We start from the raw sequence: 18793 nt of genomic DNA on the forward strand, positions 1-18793 counted from the left end.
AAACACGGTAAAAGAACAGGGTTAAGTGCGTTTTAACCTTTCCTATCCAATATCCCGACCGAGGGTTTTGAGGGCCCTGTATTGAGTTTTTGGGCTGTTGGAAGGATCAAACCAATGAAGACTGCAGCGAAATATCTGCTTGGTGGCATTGCGCTTGCGATGACGGGCGCCGCGCCGGCCATGGCGGCCGATATCATGGAGCCGCCGGTGATCGAAGCGCCGATGTACCAGGCGCCCGAAGTCATGCCCGCTGCAGTCTCCGGCTGGTATCTGCGCGGGGACGTCGGCTATGCCTGGCACAAGTTCAAAACCGGCGAATACGGAATTGCCGCAGCCGGTCCGGTCCTTCTGACCAATTCGATTTCCGAGACCAGCTTCCGCGGTTCCTATACGATCGGCGGCGGCGTCGGATACCAGGTCAACCATTATCTGCGCGGCGACCTGACGCTCGACTATTGGGGTAACGGCGAGTTCACCGGCTACACCACCGGGTCCTGCGGCGTCGCGGCGGCTTGTACCTCGACCGACATCGCGAAATTCACCGCGCTTACGCTGATGGCGAACGCCTATGTGGACTTCGGCACCTATGGCCGCTTCACACCTTATGTCGGCGGCGGCATCGGCGGATCCCATGTCCATTGGGGCACGCTCGCCAACACGGCCTGCGAAACCGGCAACCCGACCAACTGCGACCCGACCGTGTGGCACGGCGGCGCCTATGACTGGCGCTTCGCCTACGCGATCATGGCCGGCGTTTCTGTCGACGTGACCTGCAACATGGCCGCCGATTTCGGCTACAAGTACCAGCGCATCACGAGCGGCGAGATGTTCGGTATTGTCGGCAACACCGGTTACGGACATGACGGCGGCATTTCGAGCCATCAGGTCAAGGCCGGCCTGCGCTACAAATTCGGCGGATGCCCGCAGCCGACCCAGGTCGTCTACCAGCCGGAACCGCTGCCGGTTTACAAGTAAAACCGGACAAAATCCGACTTCAAAGCCCGGCTGCGAAAGCAGCCGGGCTTTTTGTTTGCGCCCAAAACCACGGTTAAGAAACATGCTTAACCACGGCTTAACCCTTATCCTTAATAGTGCGTGAAGACGGCAGAGAGCGGATGCGAATCCGACCGATCCCGGTCAACGCGAGAGAGTTGAGCCATGACGAGAATGATGAAAAGGATTTGGGCGCTTGGGTTTGTCTCGCTGTGCCTGCTGGTATCGCAGGCAAGCGCCTCTGACCTGGACGGCGTGGTCTTCACCGACGACGCGAACTTCGCCAGACCCGCCGAACTGGGCTCGGGCTGGTATATCCGCGGCGATATCGGCCTGAACTTCAATGGCGTGCAGGATGTCAGCATCAACGGCAATCCGGCGGCCGGCCTGTACATGAACAACAACTACACCGACAAGATTCATTTCGACGCCGGCGTCGGTTACCGCTTCAACAACTATCTGCGCGTGGACGCTGGCATCGGCCGGCTCGCGGGAACGGACTACTCTACCTCGCAGCTGATGTACGAGGCCGGGACGGAGCCAGTTGGCACACCCGCAAGTCTCGTTGTGCAACCCGGCGACGCCAATCCGTGTAATGGCTGGGGCACGTTTGTCGACACGACGTCCGGCGTCGAATCGATCGGCCCGGATTTCATCACCAACTGCGTCGACAAGGACAAGGTCGAGTATGACACGACCTATATCATGGCCAATGTCTATGCCGATCTTCCCAAATTCTACGGCTTCGTCCCGTTTGTCGGCGCCGGCGTCGGCATCGGGCGGCTTGCCTGGCGCGAAGAAATCGATTCCATCGAGTGTACTCCGCGCGCCGCCGACGTGCGCGTCGAGGGTTGCCGCGCCTATGGCGTTGGCGACCAGCCGGCGGCCAACGCTCCCTATACGCAGCCGGGCACGGTCAGCGAGGGCGTCGATTACCGGCTAGGCTTCGCCTTAACCGCGGGCATCGGCTACAACATCAACGAGAACCTGACCCTCGAAATGGCCTATCGCTACATGAACTTCGGCGCGACGCTGCTGTCGCAGAACGGCTCGACGGGCTCCGGCCTGGCCTCCAGCGGTTACGGCACGCATCAGGTCAATCTCGGTCTGCGCTACGCGATCTGGTAACAACCGCTTCACGGTGGGAACGGGAGAGGCTGCTTCGGCGGCCTTTTTCGTTTGCGCCGATTAATTTGACGCGCATCGACAAGAAATCGTCTTGACCGCGACGCATCAAGGGGATAACGCCGCACGTGGGACACCTCTCCCCAACGAGAGGCTACTATCTGGAAGGATAGAACCATGATAGCGACTATATCCACGCCGGACATGCGTCCGGCCAATCCCCGTTTTTCTTCTGGTCCGTGCGCGAAGCGTCCCGGTTGGGCGCCCGAAAATCTCGACACGTCCGCGCTCGGCCGCTCCCACCGCTCCAAGCCAGGCAAGGCGAAACTCGCCGAAGCGATCGCGCTGACGCGCGAGATCCTCGGCGTGCCGGCGTCGCACCGGATCGGCATCGTGCCGGCTTCCGACACCGGCGCCGTCGAGATGGCGCTGTGGTCGATGCTCGGCGCGCGCGGCGTCGACATGGTGGCGTGGGAATCCTTCGGGTCCGGCTGGGTCACCGACGTCGTCAAGCAGCTGAAGCTCGACGACGTGCGGCGCATTGAGGCCGGTTACGGCGAACTGCCCGATCTCTCCACCATCGATTTTTCCCGCGACGTCGTCTTCACCTGGAACGGCACGACCTCCGGTGTGCGGGTTCCGAACGCGGACTTCATCCCGGCCGATCGGGAGGGCCTGACGATTTGCGACGCGACCTCGGCGGCGTTTGCCCAGGCGCTCGATTTCGACAAGCTCGACGTGACCACCTTCTCCTGGCAGAAAGTGCTGGGCGGCGAGGGCGGCCATGGCGTTCTCATCCTGTCGCCGCGCGCCGTCGAACGGCTCGAAAGCTACACGCCGGCATGGCCGCTGCCGAAGATCTTCCGCATGACCAAGGGCGGCAAGCTGATCGAGGGCATCTTCAAGGGCGAGACGATCAACACGCCGTCGATGCTGTGCGTCGAGGATTATCTCGACGCGCTTAACTGGGCGAAATCGCTCGGTGGGCTCGGCGCGCTGATGGCGCGGGCGGACGCCAACTTCAAGGTCATCCAGGATCACGCCGACGCCAGCCCGTGGCTGGAGAACCTCGCCGTCGATCCGGCGACGCGCTCCAACACCTCGGTGTGCCTGAAGATCGTCGATCCGGCGGTCACCGCGCTGTCCGACGAGGATCAGGCGGCGTTCGCCAAGGGCATGGTCTCGGCCCTCGACAAGGAAGGCGTCGCCTTCGATCTCGGCGCCTATCGCGACGCGCCGCCCGGATTGCGCATCTGGGCCGGGGCGACCGTCGAAGCCTCCGATCTCGCGGCGCTGATGCCGTGGCTCGACTGGGCGTTCGAAACCCAAAAGGCAGCGCTCAAGGCTGCCGCCTGACCCGATTTCCGGGCGGCCGCCGGCCGCCCTCTTTCCCCGCATTCATATCCATCGAAGGAGGCCTTCATGGCACCGCGCGTACTCGTATCGGACAAGCTGTCCGAAACCGCCGTTCAAATCTTCCGCGATCGCGGCATCGACGTCGATTTCCAGCCGGATGTCGGCAAGGACAAGGAAAAGCTGCTTGAAATCATCGGCCAGTATGACGGCCTGGCGATCCGTTCGGCGACCAAAGCCACCGAGAAACTGATCGAAGCCGCGACCAATCTCAAGGTCATCGGTCGCGCCGGCATCGGCGTCGACAATGTCGACATCCCGGCCGCCTCGCGGCGCGGCATCATTGTGATGAACACGCCCTTCGGCAATTCGATCACGACCGCCGAACATGCGATCGCGATGCTCTTCGCCGTCGCACGCCAGCTGCCCGAGGCCGACACCTCGACGCGGGCCGGCAAGTGGGAGAAGTCGAAATTCATGGGCGTCGAGATCACCGGCAAGACGCTGGGTCTCATCGGCTGCGGCAATATCGGCTCGATCGTCGCGCAGCGTGCCATCGGCCTGAAAATGCATGTCGTCGCCTACGATCCGTTCCTGTCGCCGGAAAGGGCGCAGGAACTGGGCGTCGAAAAAGTGGAGCTGGACGAGCTGTTCGCCCGCGCCGACTTCATCACGCTGCACACGCCACTGACCGACAAGACCCGCAACATCATCGACGCCATGGCGATCGCCAAGATGAAGAACGGCGTGCGTATCATCAACTGCGCGCGCGGCGGCCTGATCAAGGAAGAAGACCTCGTCGCCGCGCTGAAGAGCGGCAAGGTGGCGGGCGCCGGCATCGATGTGTTCGAGGTGGAACCGGCCACCAAGAACGAGCTGTTCCACCTGCCGAACGTCGTCTGCACGCCGCATCTGGGCGCCTCGACGATGGAAGCGCAGGAAAATGTCGCGCTGCACATCGCCGAGCAGATGTCGGACTACCTGCTGAAAGGCGCGGTCACCAACGCGATCAACATGCCGTCGATCTCGGCGGAGGAAGCGCCGCGGCTGAAGCCGTTCGTCAAGCTGGCCGAGGTGCTGGGCGCATTCGTCGGCCAGGTGACCGAGAGCGCGATCAAGGAGGTCGAAATCCTCTATGATGGCTCGACCGCCGAGATGAACACCAAGGCACTGACCAGCGCGGCGCTTGCCGGGCTGATCCGGCCGCAGGTCGCCGACGTGAACATGGTTTCCGCGCCGGTGATGGTGAAGGAACGCGGGATCATCGTTTCCGAGGTCAAGCGCGACAAGACCGGCGTGTTCGACGGCTACATCAAGCTGACGGTGAAGACGGCGAACCAGACGCGCTCCGTCGCCGGCACGGTGTTCTCCGACGGCAAGCCGCGCTTCATCCAGATCAAGGGCATCAATCTCGACGCCGAGATCGGCCAGCACATGGTCTATACGACCAACAACGACGCGCCGGGCATCATCGGCCTGCTCGGCACCACCTTCGGCAAGCACGGCGTCAACATCGCCAACTTCCAGCTCGGCCGCAATCGGCCGGGCGGCGACGCCATCGCGCTGCTCTATGTCGACGAGCCGGTCAGCGAGGCGGTGCTGGACGAAGTGCGCGCCTTCCCGGAGATCCTGTCGGCCAAACCGCTGGTCTTCGACGTGAACTGAGGCCTGTTGTTATTCACGCCTGAAGGGGCTGCAAACAGCGCCTTTGTGCGCTTCCGGTGCTCACGTACCTTTATGTACGCTCCGCTCCGGTTCTCCGAAGGCACTGTTTTCGCCGCCTACAGCCGCGAATCCCAACAGGCCACAGGCTTTGGTGAACGGCATTTTGCCTTGGCGGCCTCGAATCCGAACGGTTCGAGGCCGCACTGCGTTTATTTCCTGAATTTCCTGATCGCATCCGCGCTGACGGGCGTGAAAAGATTGACCAGTGCGCCGTCGGGATCGCGAAAGAGCAAAGAGCGGTTTCCCCAGGGCAGGGTCTTCGGCTCCTGGACGACATCGTTCAGAACCGGTTTCAGGCGCTCGTATTCCTTGTCCACGTCGTCGACGAGGAATTCGACGATCGTGCTGCGATTGGCGCCGGGCCGGGTATCGCCGGCCTCGAACATCTGCAAGGTGCGCGTGCTGCCGATCGCCAGGGTGCAGGAAGGGGTCGCGATTTCGGCGAAATCCTCGCCGAACCATGATGGCGCGAGGCCGGTCACCTGCCCGTAGAATCCGGCCAGGCGTTGGATGTCTCCTGTAATGATGCGTATCGAGACGAAATTCATTGTAACTTTCCCTTGGCGACGAGCGTTTGTGCGGAGATTCGCGCCGGATCGTAGCCGAGGCCTCCTGACACCCTTCCGTCAGGAGACAGCCCGCCATGCCATGTCATGGCGGGGATGGCTCAAAAGTGATCGCCGCCTGCTTCGGCCGGCGGCTTTTTCGTGCTATCCTGATGGCACCAATCCGGTTGCTGCCCGGACGCGCCACAATAGGACAAAAAATTTGACCCATCGCGCGGTCCGACGTCAGCGGCCGGATTTGCTTGTCCGCCCCGCACTTCTCTCGGAAAGCCATATCCCGCCGATGACCAGCGCCAGCGCAATGGCGTGATAGGGATGGAACCGCTCGCCCAGGATCGCGATGGCGAGCAGGGTGCCGAACACCGGCACCATGTTGATGAACAGGCTGGCGCGGTTGGGACCGATCAGTTCGACGCCGCGCATATAGAAGACCTGCGACAGGATCGACGGGAAGATCGCCGTGTAGGCGGCGACCGCGAAACCGGTCATGTCAGGCATGACGCCTCCGCGCGACAATTGTTCCCACACGGCAAACGGCCAGGACGTCACCATGGCCGAGAACGACATCACGACCATCAATGTCTGCCAGTTGACCGCGGGCTTGTAGCGCAGCGCCACGGTGTAGCCGCCATAGGCGAGGATGGCGATCAGCATGATCGCATCGCCGCGGTTGATATCGAGGGCGGCGAGGCGCGCGAGGTCGCCGCCGGAGGCGGTGACCGCGACGCCAACGAGAGACAGCAGAAAGCCGAACACCTGCACCGGCCCGACGCGCATGCCGAAAAGCGCGAAATTGGCGATGAAGATCACCATCGGCATGCCGGACTGCTCGATCGTGACATTGATCGCCGAGGTGTGCTGCAAAGCCGAATAGAGGGCGAGGTTGAACAGCGAAAAGCCTGCCGCGCCGAGCGCGAGCATGACCGGCAGGCTTCTGCGCGCCCGCGGCCATTCCTTCTTCAGATGCGGGAAGCCGATCGCCAGGATGACGACAAAGGCCATTGTCCAGCGCACGGCGGTCAGCGTCATTGGCGGGATGTGGCCGACCGCAAGCTTGCCGGCGACGGCATTACCGCCCCAGAACAGGGCTGTGGCCGTCAGCAGGAGATAGGCGGCGCGGCTTGCGGAAGGGGCGGCCATGCGGGGTATCCGTGAAGGGAAGGGGCAGGCGTGTGCTAAACGAAAGGGCACGGGAGGTAAACAAGGGCGCCGGAGCCGTATTTCAATGTTTTTTATGCGGATAGAGGTTTTGGGCGAATTGCCTATCGCGCTTTCGCGGGTCAACGTCTAAAACGCCGCGGGTTTGACACAATAATTCGGGATTGAAGCGAAATGACCAATGTGGTGGTGATCGGCAGCCAGTGGGGCGACGAGGGCAAGGGCAAGATTGTCGACTGGCTCTCCGAGCGCGCCGACGTGGTCGTGCGCTTCCAGGGCGGCCACAATGCCGGCCACACGCTGGTCATCGACGGGATCAGCTACAAGCTGTCGCTGCTTCCTTCCGGCGTCGTGCGCGAGGGCAAGTTCTCCGTCATCGGCAATGGCGTCGTTTTCGATCCGCACGCCTTCGTGGCGGAACTCGGCAGGCTGGCCGATCAGGGCGTCATCGTCGGGCCGGACCGGCTGCGCATCGCCGAGAACACCGCGCTTATCCTGTCGGTTCACCGCGAACTCGACGGCATCCGCGAGGACGCGGCGTCGAATTCCGGCACCAAGATCGGCACGACGCGGCGCGGCATCGGCCCCGCCTACGAGGACAAGGTCGGACGGCGCGCCATCCGCGTCATGGACCTCAAGAACATGGACACGCTGCCGGCCAAGGTCGACCGGTTGCTGACGCATCACAACGCGCTTCGCCGCGGACTCGGCTACGACGAGGTGGCGCACGAGACCCTCATGGAGGAACTGCGCTCGGTCGCCGACACGATCATTCCCTATATCGATCGCGTCTGGAAAATCCTCGACGACTATCGCCGCCGCGGCGCGCGCATCTTGTTCGAGGGCGCGCAGGGCACGCTGCTCGACATCGATCACGGCACCTATCCGTTCGTGACCTCCTCGAACACCACCGCCGGCCAGGCCGCGACGGGTTCCGGCATGGGTCCCGGCAGCGTCGGCTATGTGCTCGGCATCACCAAGGCCTATACGACGCGCGTCGGCGAGGGGCCGTTCCCGACCGAACAGGACAATGAGGTCGGCCAGTTTCTCGGCGAGAAGGGCCACGAATTCGGCACGGTGACCGGGCGCAAAAGGCGCTGCGGCTGGTTCGACGCGGTGCTGGTGCGCCAGGCGGTGGCGATCAACGGGATCACCGGCATTGCGCTGACCAAGCTCGACGTGCTCGACGGACTGGACGAAATCAAGATCTGCGTCGGTTACAAGCTCGACGGCGAGGAGATCGATTATCTTCCGGCCAGCCAGGGCGCGCAGGCGCGCGTCGAGCCCATCTACGAGACCGTGGAAGGCTGGAAGGCGACGACCGCGGGCGCGCGGACATGGAACGATCTGCCCGCCCAGGCGGTGAAATATGTTCGCCACATCGAGGAATTGATCGGGGCGCCGGTGGCGTTGCTGTCGACGAGCCCCGAGCGTGATGACACGATACTTGTGACCGACCCTTTTCAAGACTAGGTTACGGGACATAAGAAGAAACCGCACAACGGATTGAATACATGGCAGATTTTGAGGCCGTCCTCAGAAAAACGCTGGATGGAATGACCGATCCCGCACCGGAAGTACGTGCGAAGGTCTATGACCGCGCCCGCGCGACGATCAACCGGCAGATCGAGGCGATGGAAAAGCGGCCGTCCGAGCAGGCCATCCAGCGGCAGTTTGAAAAGCTTGAAGCGGCCATCGCCGGCATCGAGGCGCGATACGCCGCGCCGGAGGCGCCCGTCGAAACGGTGGACGGCTCCGATCTCGATCACCTGTTCGAGGACGACGTCGCGGCCCCTGCCGCCGAACCCCGCGAGCCGGAGCCCGAGCCCGAGCATGAGCCGGTGGTCGAAAGCTATCGGGAGCCAGAGTCCGAAAGCCGGCAAGAGCCGGAGCCGGAAATGGCCGAGAGCTGGCAGCAGCCGGAGGCCGGAGAAGAAAAGGATCCGCTGGCGGAATTCCTCGCCGAGCAGGAAGCCGCGGCCCATGCTGAGCTTACCGCCGAGCCCGAAATACGCGAGGAACCGCGCGCGGAAATCCGGCACGAGGAGCCCGTGCGCAAGCCGGCGGCCGCGCCGCCGGCAAAGGCGGGGCGCGGTCCGCTGATATGGATCGGCGCGGCAGTTGCCGTGTTGCTGATCGCGGGTATCGCCGCCTATGCGGGCCGCGACACGATCATGGCGATGTTCGGTTCGTCGGGCGAGACACAGATGGCCGGTGGCGTTCCGGTTCGCGAAGTGCCGAGTACGACCGTGACGCCGGAAGACACCGATCAGGGTACGGACACCGGACAACCGGCCGATGCCGCGCCGGCGGACGAGACCGACGCGCCGGAGAAATTCACCCAGCGGCTAACATCGGACGGACAGGAAGTCGACAGCGGCCCGGCGCAGTCGCCGGGTACGGAAGGCGAGGGCACGTCGATTGCCGGTCAGACCGGCAATGCCGGCGACCAGATGGCAAGCGGCGGCGACAGTGCGACCGCCGGTGCGCCGGCGGCGGATGCGGCCGGCAGTGGCGACCAGGGGACGCTGCCGGTCGGACAGCGCGCGATCTTCTATCAGGAACGCACGGGCTCGCAGGCCGGCACGGCTGAAGCCGGCGCCACGGTCTGGTCTGTCGTCCAGGAGTCGCCCGGCGGCGACCTGCCGCCCGAACCGGCGATCCGCGCCGAAGCGAGCATCCCGGAACTCGACCTGACGATGGAGATGACGATCCGGCGCAACGCGGACGAAACCTTCCCGGCAAGCCACGTGATCGAATTGCTGTTCCGGATGCCGGACACGTTCGAGGGCCGGGGCATCGCCGACGTCCAGCGCATCACCTTCAAGGGCACCGAACAGGATCCCGGCAACGCGCTGATCGGTGTCGCGGCGCCGCTCGACACGAACATCTTCCTGATCGCGCTGACCGACGCGCAAACGGCGATCGAGACCAATCTCAACCTGATGCAGCGCGAAGAATGGATCGACATTCCGATGCAGTATGTCAGCGGCCGGCGCGCATTGATCACGCTGGAAAAGGGCATCCCGGGCGAGCAGGTCTTCAACGAGGTGCTGTCCGCCTGGAAAGAAAAGACCGACACCACGGCCACGCAGAACTGAGAAAGCGGCAGGTCCGAAAACAAAAAGGCCGGGCGAAAGCCCGGCCTTTTCCGTTTCGTTTTGTGGTTGCGGTCAGGCGACCGGACGCAGCGCCTTGGCCTGTTCGGCGGCGGCGGCCTTGACCGCGTCCTGAACCTTCTCGAAGGCGCGGACCTCGATCTGGCGCACGCGTTCGCGCGAGATATCGAACTCGCCGGACAGTTCCTCGAGCGTCAGCGGATCCTCGGCGAGGCGGCGCATCTGGAAGATGCGGCGTTCGCGGTCGTTGAGGACGTTCATCGCCTCGTGCAGCAGGGCGGAGCGCTGCTCGCGCTCGTCTTCCTCGATCAGCATCTCTTCCTGGCTGTCGCTGTCGTCGACGAGCCAGTCCTGCCACTGGCCGTTCTCGCCGTCGGTGGCCTTGATCGGCGCATTGAGCGAGGCGTCGCCAGCCATGCGCTGGTTCATCGACAGCACTTCCTCTTCGGAGACGTGCAATTCGGTCGCGATCTGCTTGACCTGCTCGGGATTGAGGTCGGCGTCGCCGAGCGCGCGGATCTTGTTCTTCGCCTTGCGCAGGTTGAAGAACAGGCGTTTCTGGTTGGCGGTCGTGCCCATTTTCACGAGGCTCCAGGACCGCAGGATGTATTCTTGGATCGAAGCCTTGATCCACCACATGGCATAGGTCGCAAGGCGGAAGCCGCGTTCGGGTTCGAAGCGCTTGACCGCCTGCATGAGGCCGACATTGCCTTCCGAGATCACTTCGCCGATCGGCAGGCCGTAGCCGCGATATCCCATCGCGATCTTGGCGACGAGACGCAGGTGGCTGGTGACGAGCTGGTGAGCGGCGTCGGGATCGTCATGCTCGTGATACCGCTTGGCGAGCATGTACTCCTGCTGCGGCTGCAGCATCGGGAAACGGCGGATTTCCTCAAGGTAGCGGGTCAGGCCGCCTTCACCGCCGTAAAGGCTGGGGAGACTTGATTGGGCCATTCGTAAAGCACCCTTTCATTTTGCGAGGTTCCCGCGAAATTGCGGCAAACACTGGGCGCGCCCGTCGTTTCGACCGGGCGCATACAAGATGGGAGCGCAAGTCTGCTTACACTCCCACATTTGCCAAGTAAGCCTTGATCGGGGCGGTTTCAAGGCTTGTAGACGGGTTTCAGGTCTTGCCGAAGGCTTGGCGGAAGCCCGACGCAAGCTCCGTCATGTCGGCGGGAAGCGGGGACTGGAAGGTCATCAGTTCGCCGCTTGCCGGATGTTCGAACGCAAGGCTCGCCGCATGCAGCGCCTGACGGGTGAAGCCGGACACGGCCTCGCGCAATGGCGAAGGCAGGGTGTTGGCCTTGGTCGAAAAGCCCTTGCCGTAATCCTGGTCGCCGATAAGCGGATGGCCGACATGCGCCATGTGGACACGGATCTGGTGGGTCCGGCCGGTCTCGAGGCGGCACTCGACGAGGCTTGCGACGGGGCTGGCGCCGGTCGGATCGCCATAGCGTTCCAGGACCTTGAAATGGGTCACGGCATAGCGCGCGTCGGGCTGTGTCTCGCCGACGACAGCCTGTTTCATCCGGTCGCGCGACGACCGGCCGAGAAAGGTCTCGATCGTACCGGTCATCCGGTCCGGGGCGCCCCAGACAAGCGCGAGATAGGCGCGGCGCATGCCGGTGGTCCGGCCGTGATCGGCGAATTGCGCGCTCAGGGCCTGGTGGGCGCGATCGTTCTTGGCGACGACCATGACGCCGCTCGTCTCCTTGTCGAGGCGGTGGACGATGCCCGGCCGTTTCACTCCGCCGATCCCGGACAGGGTGTCGCCGCAGTGGGCGAGGAGCGCGTTGACGAGGGTTCCGGAAGGGTTGCCGGGTCCGGGATGAACGACCAGCCCCGCAGGCTTGTCGATCACGATCACGTCGGCGTCCTCGTAAAGGACCGAGAGCGGGATCGCCTCCGGCGCCGGCTCGGGATCTTCCGGTTCGGGCAGGGCGAGTTCGACGCGATCGCCGGCGCGCAGCTTGCGTTTCGGCTCGGCCACGGTTTCGCCGTTGAGGCGGACCCGGCCCTGCTCGATCAAATGCTTGATGCGGTTGCGCGACAGGGTTCCGGCGCAGGCTCCCGTCAGCCACTGGTCGAGGCGGGCGCCCGCAGCGGCTTCGTCGGCGGTGAAGGCTTCCAATTCGCCCTCGCGTTCGTTAAGGCCGGTTCCCATGGTCACTTCATCATTTCTTCCGGCCGGACGGCCGGTATCCGGGCTTCGACACAATGGCTGATCCAGCAGACGATTTCGACGACGACAAGCCGCTCGATCCGGCGATGGAGAAGGTGCGGCGCAAGCTCGCCCGGCTCATGGCAGTTTCGATCGGCATCATGCTGGTCGGCCTTATGGCCGTGCTGGGCGCGGTTGTCTACAAGTCCGCTGGCAGCGGTGTGCCGCAGGGGACGATGGAGGCGGTGATCGACCTGCCGGACGGGTTCACCGTTTCCGACACCGCCGTCTCGGACAATCGCATCCTGTTCTTCGGCACGACCGGTGACGGCGCCACCCGCGTCCTCATCTATGACGCGAATTCGGCAAGCCTGATCGCCAATCACCGCGTGCAATAGGTGCGCGCATGCGCCGAACTGCGTAATTTAATGGCGGAATCAGGCACATGACGAAAAAAAACGCAGCTATCTCTTTACAAGCGGCAGACAGTTTCGTTTTCATGTTCCCCACGGGCATGGATCGAATGGGTTTGGGCCGTTTGTGCGCGGGATGGCCGGCAGGGAGACAACATGAGCGAAAACCGGGGTGCGGCTGTCCGCTACGAGAGCGTGCAGAAAAGTTACGATGGTGAGAACTTAGTCGTCAAAGATCTCAACCTAGACATTGCCCGGGGCGAGTTTCTGACCATGCTCGGGCCTTCCGGCTCCGGAAAAACCACCTGCCTGATGATGCTGGCCGGCTTCGAGCCCGCCACCCACGGCGAAATCTTCCTCAACGACCGTCCGATCAACAATGTGCCGCCGCACAAGCGCGGCATTGGCATGGTCTTCCAGAACTATGCGCTGTTTCCGCATATGAGCGTGGCGGAAAATCTCGCCTTTCCGCTGCAGGTGCGCGGCATGGACAAGTCGGAGCAGCAGGCGAAGGTCAAACGCGCGCTCGAGATGGTCGAGCTCGGGACGTTCGGTTCGCGCAGACCGGCGCAGCTTTCGGGCGGCCAGCAGCAGCGCGTCGCTGTCGCGCGGGCGCTGGTGTTCGACCCCGAACTGGTGCTGATGGACGAGCCGCTGGGCGCGCTCGACAAGCAGCTGCGCGAGCAGATGCAGTACGAAATCAAGCACATCCACGACAATCTCGGCGTGACGATCGTCTATGTGACGCATGACCAGACGGAAGCGCTGACGATGTCAGACCGCGTCGCGGTGTTCAACGACGGCGTGATCCAGCAGCTTTCCTCGCCGGACGCGCTTTACGAAAGCCCGCAGAATTCCTTCGTCGCGCAGTTCATCGGCGAGAACAACAAGCTGAACGGCCGCGTTACCGCCGTCGACGGCAGCGAATGCGTCGTCGAGGTCCCCGGCGGGATCAGCCTGAAGGCCGACGCGGTGAACATTTCCGGCGTCGGCTCGAAGACGACGCTGTCGCTCAGGCCGGAACGCGTCGAGCTGCAGCCGGAAAAAGAGATGGACAACATGATCGACGGGAAGGTCGAGGAACTGATCTATCTCGGTGACCACATCCGCGTTCGGATGAACGTCGCGGGAAACCGCGAATTCGTCGTCAAGGTGCGCAACCGCGGGGAGCGGCGGCAGATCGCCGAAGGCGATACGGTCAAGATCGGCTGGGCGGCATCCGACTGCAAGGCGCTCGACGCCGTTGCATGAACCTGAATTTGCCGGGATCGCATCCGCGCCCGGCAAAATGGTTGTGGCGGTCAGTCATGCCGTCCGACCTTCATCGAAAGGGAGAAAGTGATGAAACTGAAACTCATGCTACTTGCGACCGTCGCTGGCGTCGCATTTGCAGCACCGGCCGTTACGGAAGAGCTGCCGCCCTGCGACAATTGCTCTGATTCCATGACCATCGTGTCCTGGGGCGGTGCCTACTCGAAATCGCAGCTCAAGGCCTATCACGAGCCCTACCAGGCGCTGACCGGCATCACGATCGTCAACGACGAATCGTCGAACGAGGCCGTCGCTAAGCTGCGCGCCATGAACGAGGCCAACAACATCACCTGGGATCTCGTCGACGTGGAAGGCCCGGACGCCGTGCGCCTTTGCGACGAGGGCCTGGCGATGCCGATCAATGCGGACGAACTGCTCGCTCCGGCTCCGGACGGCACGCCCGCTTCGGAAGACTTCGGCGATTCGCTGATCTCCGATTGCTTCATCCCGCAGATCGTGTTCTCCACGACCTTCGGCTACCGCACTGACGTTGCCGCATGGAACGGCAAGGTGCCGACCTCGGTCTGCGACGTCTTCGACCTCGAAAACTTCCCCGGCAAGCGGGCGCTTGAAAAGCGCCCGAAGAAGAACATCGAGTGGGCGCTGCTCTGCGACGGTGTTGCGAAGGCGGATCTTTATGACGTGATGGCAACCGACGAGGGCATCGACCGCGCGCTCGCCAAGCTCGACACGATCAAGAGCGACGTGATCTGGTGGTCGGCCGGCGCCGACACGCCGCAACTTCTCGCCGACGGCGAAATCGTCATGGGCTCGACCTATAACGGCCGCCTGTTCTCGGTGATCGAGGAACAGCACCAGCCGGTCGCGATGCTTTGGGACTACCAGGTCTTCGATTTCGACGGCTGGATCATTCCGGCCGGCTTGCCGGAAGACCGCCTGAACCGCGTGAAGCACTATCTGCGCTTCGCGACCGACACGCAGCGCCTCGCCGACCAGGCCAAGTACATCTCCTACGGCCCGGCACGCGCATCGTCGGCGCCGCTGGTCGGCAAGCATGCCGAACTCGGCATCGAGATGGCGCCGCACATGCCGACCGATCCGGCCAACATGAAGAACATCCTGGTCAACAACATCGACTGGTGGGCCGACTATTCCGACGACGTCGACGCCAAGTTCCAGGCTTGGCTGGCGAAGTAAGTTATCATGCACATGCGGTGCGGCGGATTTCCGCCGCACCGCGAACCGCAAACCGCAGGGTCATTCGATGAGCAGCACTTCCACCGACCATATGGACGCCCCCTCCGACGGGATCATGCGTGCTGCTGATGGAACGCCCCTGAAGAAATCGCTGGCGCGGGCGCTGCGGCGCGAGAAGCTGAGAAGTTTCCTGCTTATCCTGCCGCTGCTGGCGTTCATCATCCTCAGCTTCCTCATGCCGATCGCGGACATGCTGTTCCGGTCGGTCGAGAACGGGATCGTGAAGGAGACGATCCCGCAGACGGTCGCGCTTCTGAAGACATGGGATCCGACCACCGGGGAAGCGCCAGGCGAAGAGGTGTTCGCCGCGTTCCACGAGGATTTCGTCAAGGCTTACAAGGACAAGTCCCATACGCGCCTCGGATTGCGGCTCAACTACGACGAGCCCGGCATGTCCGGCCTGTTCCGCAAGACCGGGCGCAAGGTGGCCAAGATGGAGCCGCCCTACAAAGATGCCTTCATCAAGGTCGACAAGGACTGGGGCAAGGTCGAGACATGGGCGGTGATCAAGCGCGCCAGCCCGGTCCTGACCGACGGCTATTTCCTGAGCGCCCTGGACGCCAAGAGAACGTCCAACGGCATCGAGATGCTGCCCGAGAAGGAACGGATCTATCTGTTCCTGTTCAAGCGAACGATGATCCTCTCCATCGTGATCACCGTGTCATGCCTGCTGCTCGGCTATCCGATCGCCTATCTGCTCGCCAATCTTCCGCTCAGGACATCGAACATGCTGATGATCCTGGTGCTGCTGCCGTTCTGGACGTCGCTGCTGGTGCGCACCTCGGCGTGGAAGGTGCTGCTGCAGCAGCAAGGCGTCATCAACGATTTCCTGGTCTGGATCGGCGTCATCGACGACGCCAACCGCCTGATCATGATCAACAACCAGACCGGCACGATCATCGCGATGACGCATATCCTGCTGCCGTTCATGATCCTGCCGCTGTTCTCGGTGATGAAGACCATCTCGCCGTCCTATGTGCGGGCGGCGAAAAGCCTCGGCGCAAACGACTGGACGGCATTCTGGCGGGTCTATTTCCCGCAATCGGTGCCGGGCATCGGGGCGGGCGCGATCCTCGTCTTCATCCTGTCGATCGGCTATTACATCACGCCGGAACTGGTCGGCGGCACGAGCGGCATCTTCATCTCGAACCGGATCGCCTACCATATCTCGACGTCGCTCAACTGGGGGCTCGCGGCCGCGCTCGGCACGATCCTGCTGGCGCTGGTGATGCTGCTCTTCTACGTCTACGACAAGATCGTCGGCATCGATAACGTGAAGCTGGGCTAGGAGAACCACGATGTCCGCACTTCCGCCCTATGCCTCGACGGCGCAGATCTCCTGGTATTACGGTTTCCGCGTCATCTGCGCGCTGATCTTCTTCTTCCTGATCTTTCCGATCATCGTGATCATGCCGCTGTCGTTCAACGCGGAGGATTTCTTCACCTTCACGCCGAAGATGCTGGCGCTCGATCCTGCGGGCTATTCGCTGAAGCACTACCAGGACTTCTTCACCAATCCCGACTGGCAGCAGGCGCTGTGGAACTCGGTGCGGATCGCGCCGGTGGCGACGCTTCTGGCGACCTCTTTCGGGACGCTTGCCGCGATCGGCCTCAGCCAGAGCCATGTGCCGTTCAAGTCGGCGATCATGGCGATCCTGATCTCGCCGATGATCGTGCCGCTGATCATCTCGGCGGCGGGGATGTATTTCTTCTATTCGCGCATCGGGCTGCAGGGCACCTATTGGGGCGTCGTGCTGGCGCATGCCGCACTCGGCACGCCGTTCGTCATCATCACCGTGACGGCGACGCTGGTCGGTTTCGACCGGTCGCTGACGCGGGCTGCTGCTTCCATGGGCGCCGATCCGGTGCGCACCTTCTTCAAGGTGCAGATGCCGCTGATCCTGCCCGGCGTGATCTCCGGCGCGCTGTTCGCCTTCATCACCTCCTTCGACGAGGTGGTGGTGGTTCTGTTCCTCGGCTCGGCCTCCCAGAAGACGCTGCCCTGGCAGATGTTTACCGGGCTGCGCGAGCAGATCTCGCCGACGATCCTTGCCGTGGCGACGATCCTGGTCGTGATCTCGGTGGTGCTGCTGACGGTTCTCGAGCTGTTGCGGCGGCGCTCGGAGCGGCTGCGCGGTCTCGCGCCGAGCTGACGCCCGTCGCAATCAGACAAACCGATGTCATTGCCGGATATGGCGTTTTGAACACGCCGTCATAATATCCTCGCGCCGGTTTCACTTCCCGGCTCGGCCAACGTTCGCGGCAATAGGGCCGCGGGCCATCAGGCCCAACGAAGCGAACCTCAAACATGACGATCAAGACCAGCACCGAAGACATGCTGCATGTCTTCCAGTGGAAGAATGGCGACAAGGAATGGTCGCCGTTTTCCGACACTGAGATGGACCGGCGGCAGAACGCCATGCGGGGCCATCTCGCCGCACAGGACATCGACGCGGCGGTTTTTACTTCCTACCAGGGCATCTGCTACCATTCCGGTTTCCTGTACTGCCAGTTCGGCCGCAAGTTCGGTTTCGTGCTGACGCAGGACAGCGCGACGACGGTCAGCGCCGGCATCGACGGCGGCCAGCCGTGGCGGCGCACGCATGGCGACAACATCATCTATTCGGACTGGCGGCGCGACAATTTCTTCACGGCGCTGAAATCGCTGATTCCGGCCGGCGCGAAACGCATCGGCATCGAGTTCGACCATGTCTCGCTCGATTATCGCCGCCAGCTGGGCGACGCATTTCCAGGCGTCGAGTTCGTCGACGTGTCGGAAGCCTCGATGTGGATGCGCACGATCAAGTCGGGCGAGGAGCAGGCGCTGATCCGCGAAGGCGCGCGGATCTGCAATGTCGGCGCGCGCGCGGTTATGGGCGCGGTCGGGGAGGGTGTGCCGGAATACGAGGTGGCGCTCGCATCGACCAACGCGATGGTGCGCGAGATCGGCAAGAGCTTTCCCTTCGTCGAGCTGATGGACACCTGGACGTGGTTTCAGTCGGGCATCATGACCGACGGGGCACACAATCCGGTGACAAACAAGAAGGTGGCGCGCGGCGACATCCTGTCACTGAACTGTTTCCCGATGATCTTCGGCTACTACACCGCGATCGAGCGGACCCTGTTCTGCGAGGAAGCATCCGACGCGCATCTCGACCTGTGGGAGAAGAACTGCGCGGTGATGAAAGCGGGCTCGGCGATGATCGCGCCGGGGCGGAAATGCTCGGAGATCGCGCTGGCGCTCAACGAGATGTATCGCTCATGGGACCTGTTGCAGTACCGCTCGTTCGGTTACGGCCATTCCTTCGGCGTGCTGTCGCATTATTACGGCCGCGAGGCGGGCGTCGAACTGCGCGAGGATGTCGACACCGTGCTGGAGCCGGGGATGGTCGTGTCGATGGAGCCGATGATCATGATCCCGGAAGGAACGCCCGGGGCGGGCGGCTATCGCGAGCACGATATCTTCATCATCACCGAGGACGGGGCGGAGAACATCACCAATTTCCCCTACGGACCCGAGGAGATGATCATCAAGGCATGACGTTGGCGGTCCGCGTCGATCTTGACGCGATCCGCCGCGACTTCCATCATGCCGGCAACACGGCATTGCAGCGATAATGCGAAGCAGCCCGACGGCGAGAGGACGCA

16 protein-coding genes are annotated in these 18793 nt (G+C 63.0%); 12 read left to right on the plus strand and 4 right to left on the minus strand.

Annotated features, from left to right (window positions below; all coding sequences use genetic code 11):
- The first annotated feature begins 114 nt into the window (after positions 1–114).
- From IG169_RS04770 to serA, 4 genes are all read left to right on the plus strand, one after another.
- Positions 115–975 (plus strand): outer membrane protein, encoded by an 861-nt coding sequence (locus IG169_RS04770; protein WP_193175017.1) that lies wholly within the window; start codon positions 115–117, stop codon positions 973–975.
- 192 nt (positions 976–1167) lie between these two features.
- The gene (locus IG169_RS04775) at positions 1168–2121 is read left to right on the plus strand and encodes an outer membrane protein (RefSeq protein ID WP_193175018.1); all 954 of its coding nucleotides are present in this window, start codon (positions 1168–1170) and stop codon (positions 2119–2121) included.
- Positions 2122–2295: 174 nt separating this feature from the next.
- A complete protein-coding gene (locus tag IG169_RS04780; protein ID WP_210325860.1) occupies positions 2296–3474 on the plus strand; it encodes a phosphoserine transaminase in 1179 nt (392 codons plus the stop codon).
- 66 nt (positions 3475–3540) lie between these two features.
- Entirely contained in the window at positions 3541–5136 is a 1596-nt protein-coding gene (gene serA / locus IG169_RS04785) for a phosphoglycerate dehydrogenase (RefSeq protein ID WP_193175019.1), read from the plus strand.
- A gap of 209 nt (positions 5137–5345) precedes the next feature.
- Here the strand turns inward: serA and IG169_RS04790 are convergent, their stop codons facing one another.
- Together IG169_RS04790 and IG169_RS04795 are read right to left on the minus strand one after the other, a co-directional pair.
- Positions 5346–5744, minus strand: a complete 399-nt coding sequence (locus tag IG169_RS04790; protein ID WP_193175020.1) for a VOC family protein — start codon at positions 5742–5744, stop codon at positions 5346–5348.
- Between the two features lie 243 nt (positions 5745–5987).
- Positions 5988–6902 (minus strand): DMT family transporter, encoded by a 915-nt coding sequence (locus IG169_RS04795; protein WP_193175021.1) that lies wholly within the window; start codon positions 6900–6902, stop codon positions 5988–5990.
- 192 nt (positions 6903–7094) lie between these two features.
- Here IG169_RS04795 and IG169_RS04800 point away from each other — a divergent pair, with 192 nt between their 5' ends.
- Together IG169_RS04800 and IG169_RS04805 are read left to right on the plus strand one after the other, a co-directional pair.
- Entirely contained in the window at positions 7095–8393 is a 1299-nt protein-coding gene (locus IG169_RS04800) for an adenylosuccinate synthase (protein ID WP_193175022.1), read from the plus strand.
- A gap of 41 nt (positions 8394–8434) precedes the next feature.
- Complete coding sequence (locus tag IG169_RS04805; protein WP_193175023.1) at positions 8435–10021, plus strand: hypothetical protein; 1587 nt, start codon at positions 8435–8437, stop codon at positions 10019–10021.
- A 72-nt stretch (positions 10022–10093) separates the two neighbouring features.
- Here the strand turns inward: IG169_RS04805 and rpoH are convergent, their stop codons facing one another.
- Positions 10094–10993 carry an RNA polymerase sigma factor RpoH gene (gene rpoH / locus IG169_RS04810; protein WP_193175024.1) on the minus strand — a complete coding sequence of 300 codons (900 nt, stop codon included), beginning with the start codon at positions 10991–10993 and terminating at the stop codon, positions 10094–10096.
- Between the two features lie 169 nt (positions 10994–11162).
- The gene (locus IG169_RS04815; protein ID WP_193175025.1) at positions 11163–12206 is read right to left on the minus strand and encodes an RluA family pseudouridine synthase; all 1044 of its coding nucleotides are present in this window, start codon (positions 12204–12206) and stop codon (positions 11163–11165) included.
- A gap of 53 nt (positions 12207–12259) precedes the next feature.
- Here IG169_RS04815 and IG169_RS04820 point away from each other — a divergent pair, with 53 nt between their 5' ends.
- The 6 genes from IG169_RS04820 to IG169_RS04845 all read left to right on the plus strand — a co-directional run bounded on the left by IG169_RS04820 (position 12260) and on the right by IG169_RS04845 (position 18686).
- Complete coding sequence (locus IG169_RS04820; protein ID WP_193175026.1) at positions 12260–12601, plus strand: DUF6476 family protein; 342 nt, start codon at positions 12260–12262, stop codon at positions 12599–12601.
- A 171-nt stretch (positions 12602–12772) separates the two neighbouring features.
- On the plus strand, positions 12773–13867 hold the full coding sequence (locus IG169_RS04825; RefSeq protein WP_193175027.1) for an ABC transporter ATP-binding protein: 1095 nt from the start codon (positions 12773–12775) through the stop codon (positions 13865–13867).
- Positions 13868–13957: 90 nt separating this feature from the next.
- Positions 13958–15085: an extracellular solute-binding protein gene (locus IG169_RS04830; protein WP_193175028.1), complete on the plus strand. Its 1128-nt coding sequence runs from the start codon at positions 13958–13960 to the stop codon at positions 15083–15085.
- A 67-nt stretch (positions 15086–15152) separates the two neighbouring features.
- On the plus strand, positions 15153–16433 hold the full coding sequence (locus IG169_RS04835; protein WP_193175029.1) for an ABC transporter permease: 1281 nt from the start codon (positions 15153–15155) through the stop codon (positions 16431–16433).
- Between the two features lie 10 nt (positions 16434–16443).
- Positions 16444–17298 (plus strand): ABC transporter permease, encoded by an 855-nt coding sequence (locus IG169_RS04840; protein WP_193175030.1) that lies wholly within the window; start codon positions 16444–16446, stop codon positions 17296–17298.
- Positions 17299–17453: 155 nt separating this feature from the next.
- Positions 17454–18686 (plus strand): M24 family metallopeptidase, encoded by a 1233-nt coding sequence (locus IG169_RS04845; protein WP_193175031.1) that lies wholly within the window; start codon positions 17454–17456, stop codon positions 18684–18686.
- Positions 18687–18793: the final 107 nt, after the last annotated feature.

This window comes from Oricola nitratireducens, from assembly GCF_014904745.1.
GTDB classification, from domain to species: domain Bacteria; phylum Pseudomonadota; class Alphaproteobacteria; order Rhizobiales; family Rhizobiaceae; genus Oricola; species Oricola nitratireducens.

Excerpts from the sequence above, each read along its gene's own strand:
- IG169_RS04770 (WP_193175017.1), top strand. The coding sequence starts at position 115 with ATGAAGACTGCAGCGAAATATCTGCTTGGTGGCATTGCGCTTGCGATG.
- IG169_RS04775 (WP_193175018.1), top strand. The coding sequence starts at position 1,168 with ATGATGAAAAGGATTTGGGCGCTTGGGTTTGTCTCGCTGTGCCTGCTG.
- IG169_RS04780 (WP_210325860.1), top strand. The coding sequence starts at position 2,296 with ATGATAGCGACTATATCCACGCCGGACATGCGTCCGGCCAATCCCCGT.
- serA (WP_193175019.1), top strand. The coding sequence starts at position 3,541 with ATGGCACCGCGCGTACTCGTATCGGACAAGCTGTCCGAAACCGCCGTT.
- IG169_RS04790 (WP_193175020.1), bottom strand. The coding sequence starts at position 5,744 with ATGAATTTCGTCTCGATACGCATCATTACAGGAGACATCCAACGCCTG.
- IG169_RS04795 (WP_193175021.1), bottom strand. The coding sequence starts at position 6,902 with ATGGCCGCCCCTTCCGCAAGCCGCGCCGCCTATCTCCTGCTGACGGCC.
- IG169_RS04800 (WP_193175022.1), top strand. The coding sequence starts at position 7,095 with ATGACCAATGTGGTGGTGATCGGCAGCCAGTGGGGCGACGAGGGCAAG.
- IG169_RS04805 (WP_193175023.1), top strand. The coding sequence starts at position 8,435 with ATGGCAGATTTTGAGGCCGTCCTCAGAAAAACGCTGGATGGAATGACC.
- rpoH (WP_193175024.1), bottom strand. The coding sequence starts at position 10,993 with ATGGCCCAATCAAGTCTCCCCAGCCTTTACGGCGGTGAAGGCGGCCTG.
- IG169_RS04815 (WP_193175025.1), bottom strand. The coding sequence starts at position 12,206 with ATGGGAACCGGCCTTAACGAACGCGAGGGCGAATTGGAAGCCTTCACC.
- IG169_RS04820 (WP_193175026.1), top strand. The coding sequence starts at position 12,260 with ATGGCTGATCCAGCAGACGATTTCGACGACGACAAGCCGCTCGATCCG.
- IG169_RS04825 (WP_193175027.1), top strand. The coding sequence starts at position 12,773 with ATGAGCGAAAACCGGGGTGCGGCTGTCCGCTACGAGAGCGTGCAGAAA.
- IG169_RS04830 (WP_193175028.1), top strand. The coding sequence starts at position 13,958 with ATGAAACTGAAACTCATGCTACTTGCGACCGTCGCTGGCGTCGCATTT.
- IG169_RS04835 (WP_193175029.1), top strand. The coding sequence starts at position 15,153 with ATGAGCAGCACTTCCACCGACCATATGGACGCCCCCTCCGACGGGATC.
- IG169_RS04840 (WP_193175030.1), top strand. The coding sequence starts at position 16,444 with ATGTCCGCACTTCCGCCCTATGCCTCGACGGCGCAGATCTCCTGGTAT.
- IG169_RS04845 (WP_193175031.1), top strand. The coding sequence starts at position 17,454 with ATGACGATCAAGACCAGCACCGAAGACATGCTGCATGTCTTCCAGTGG.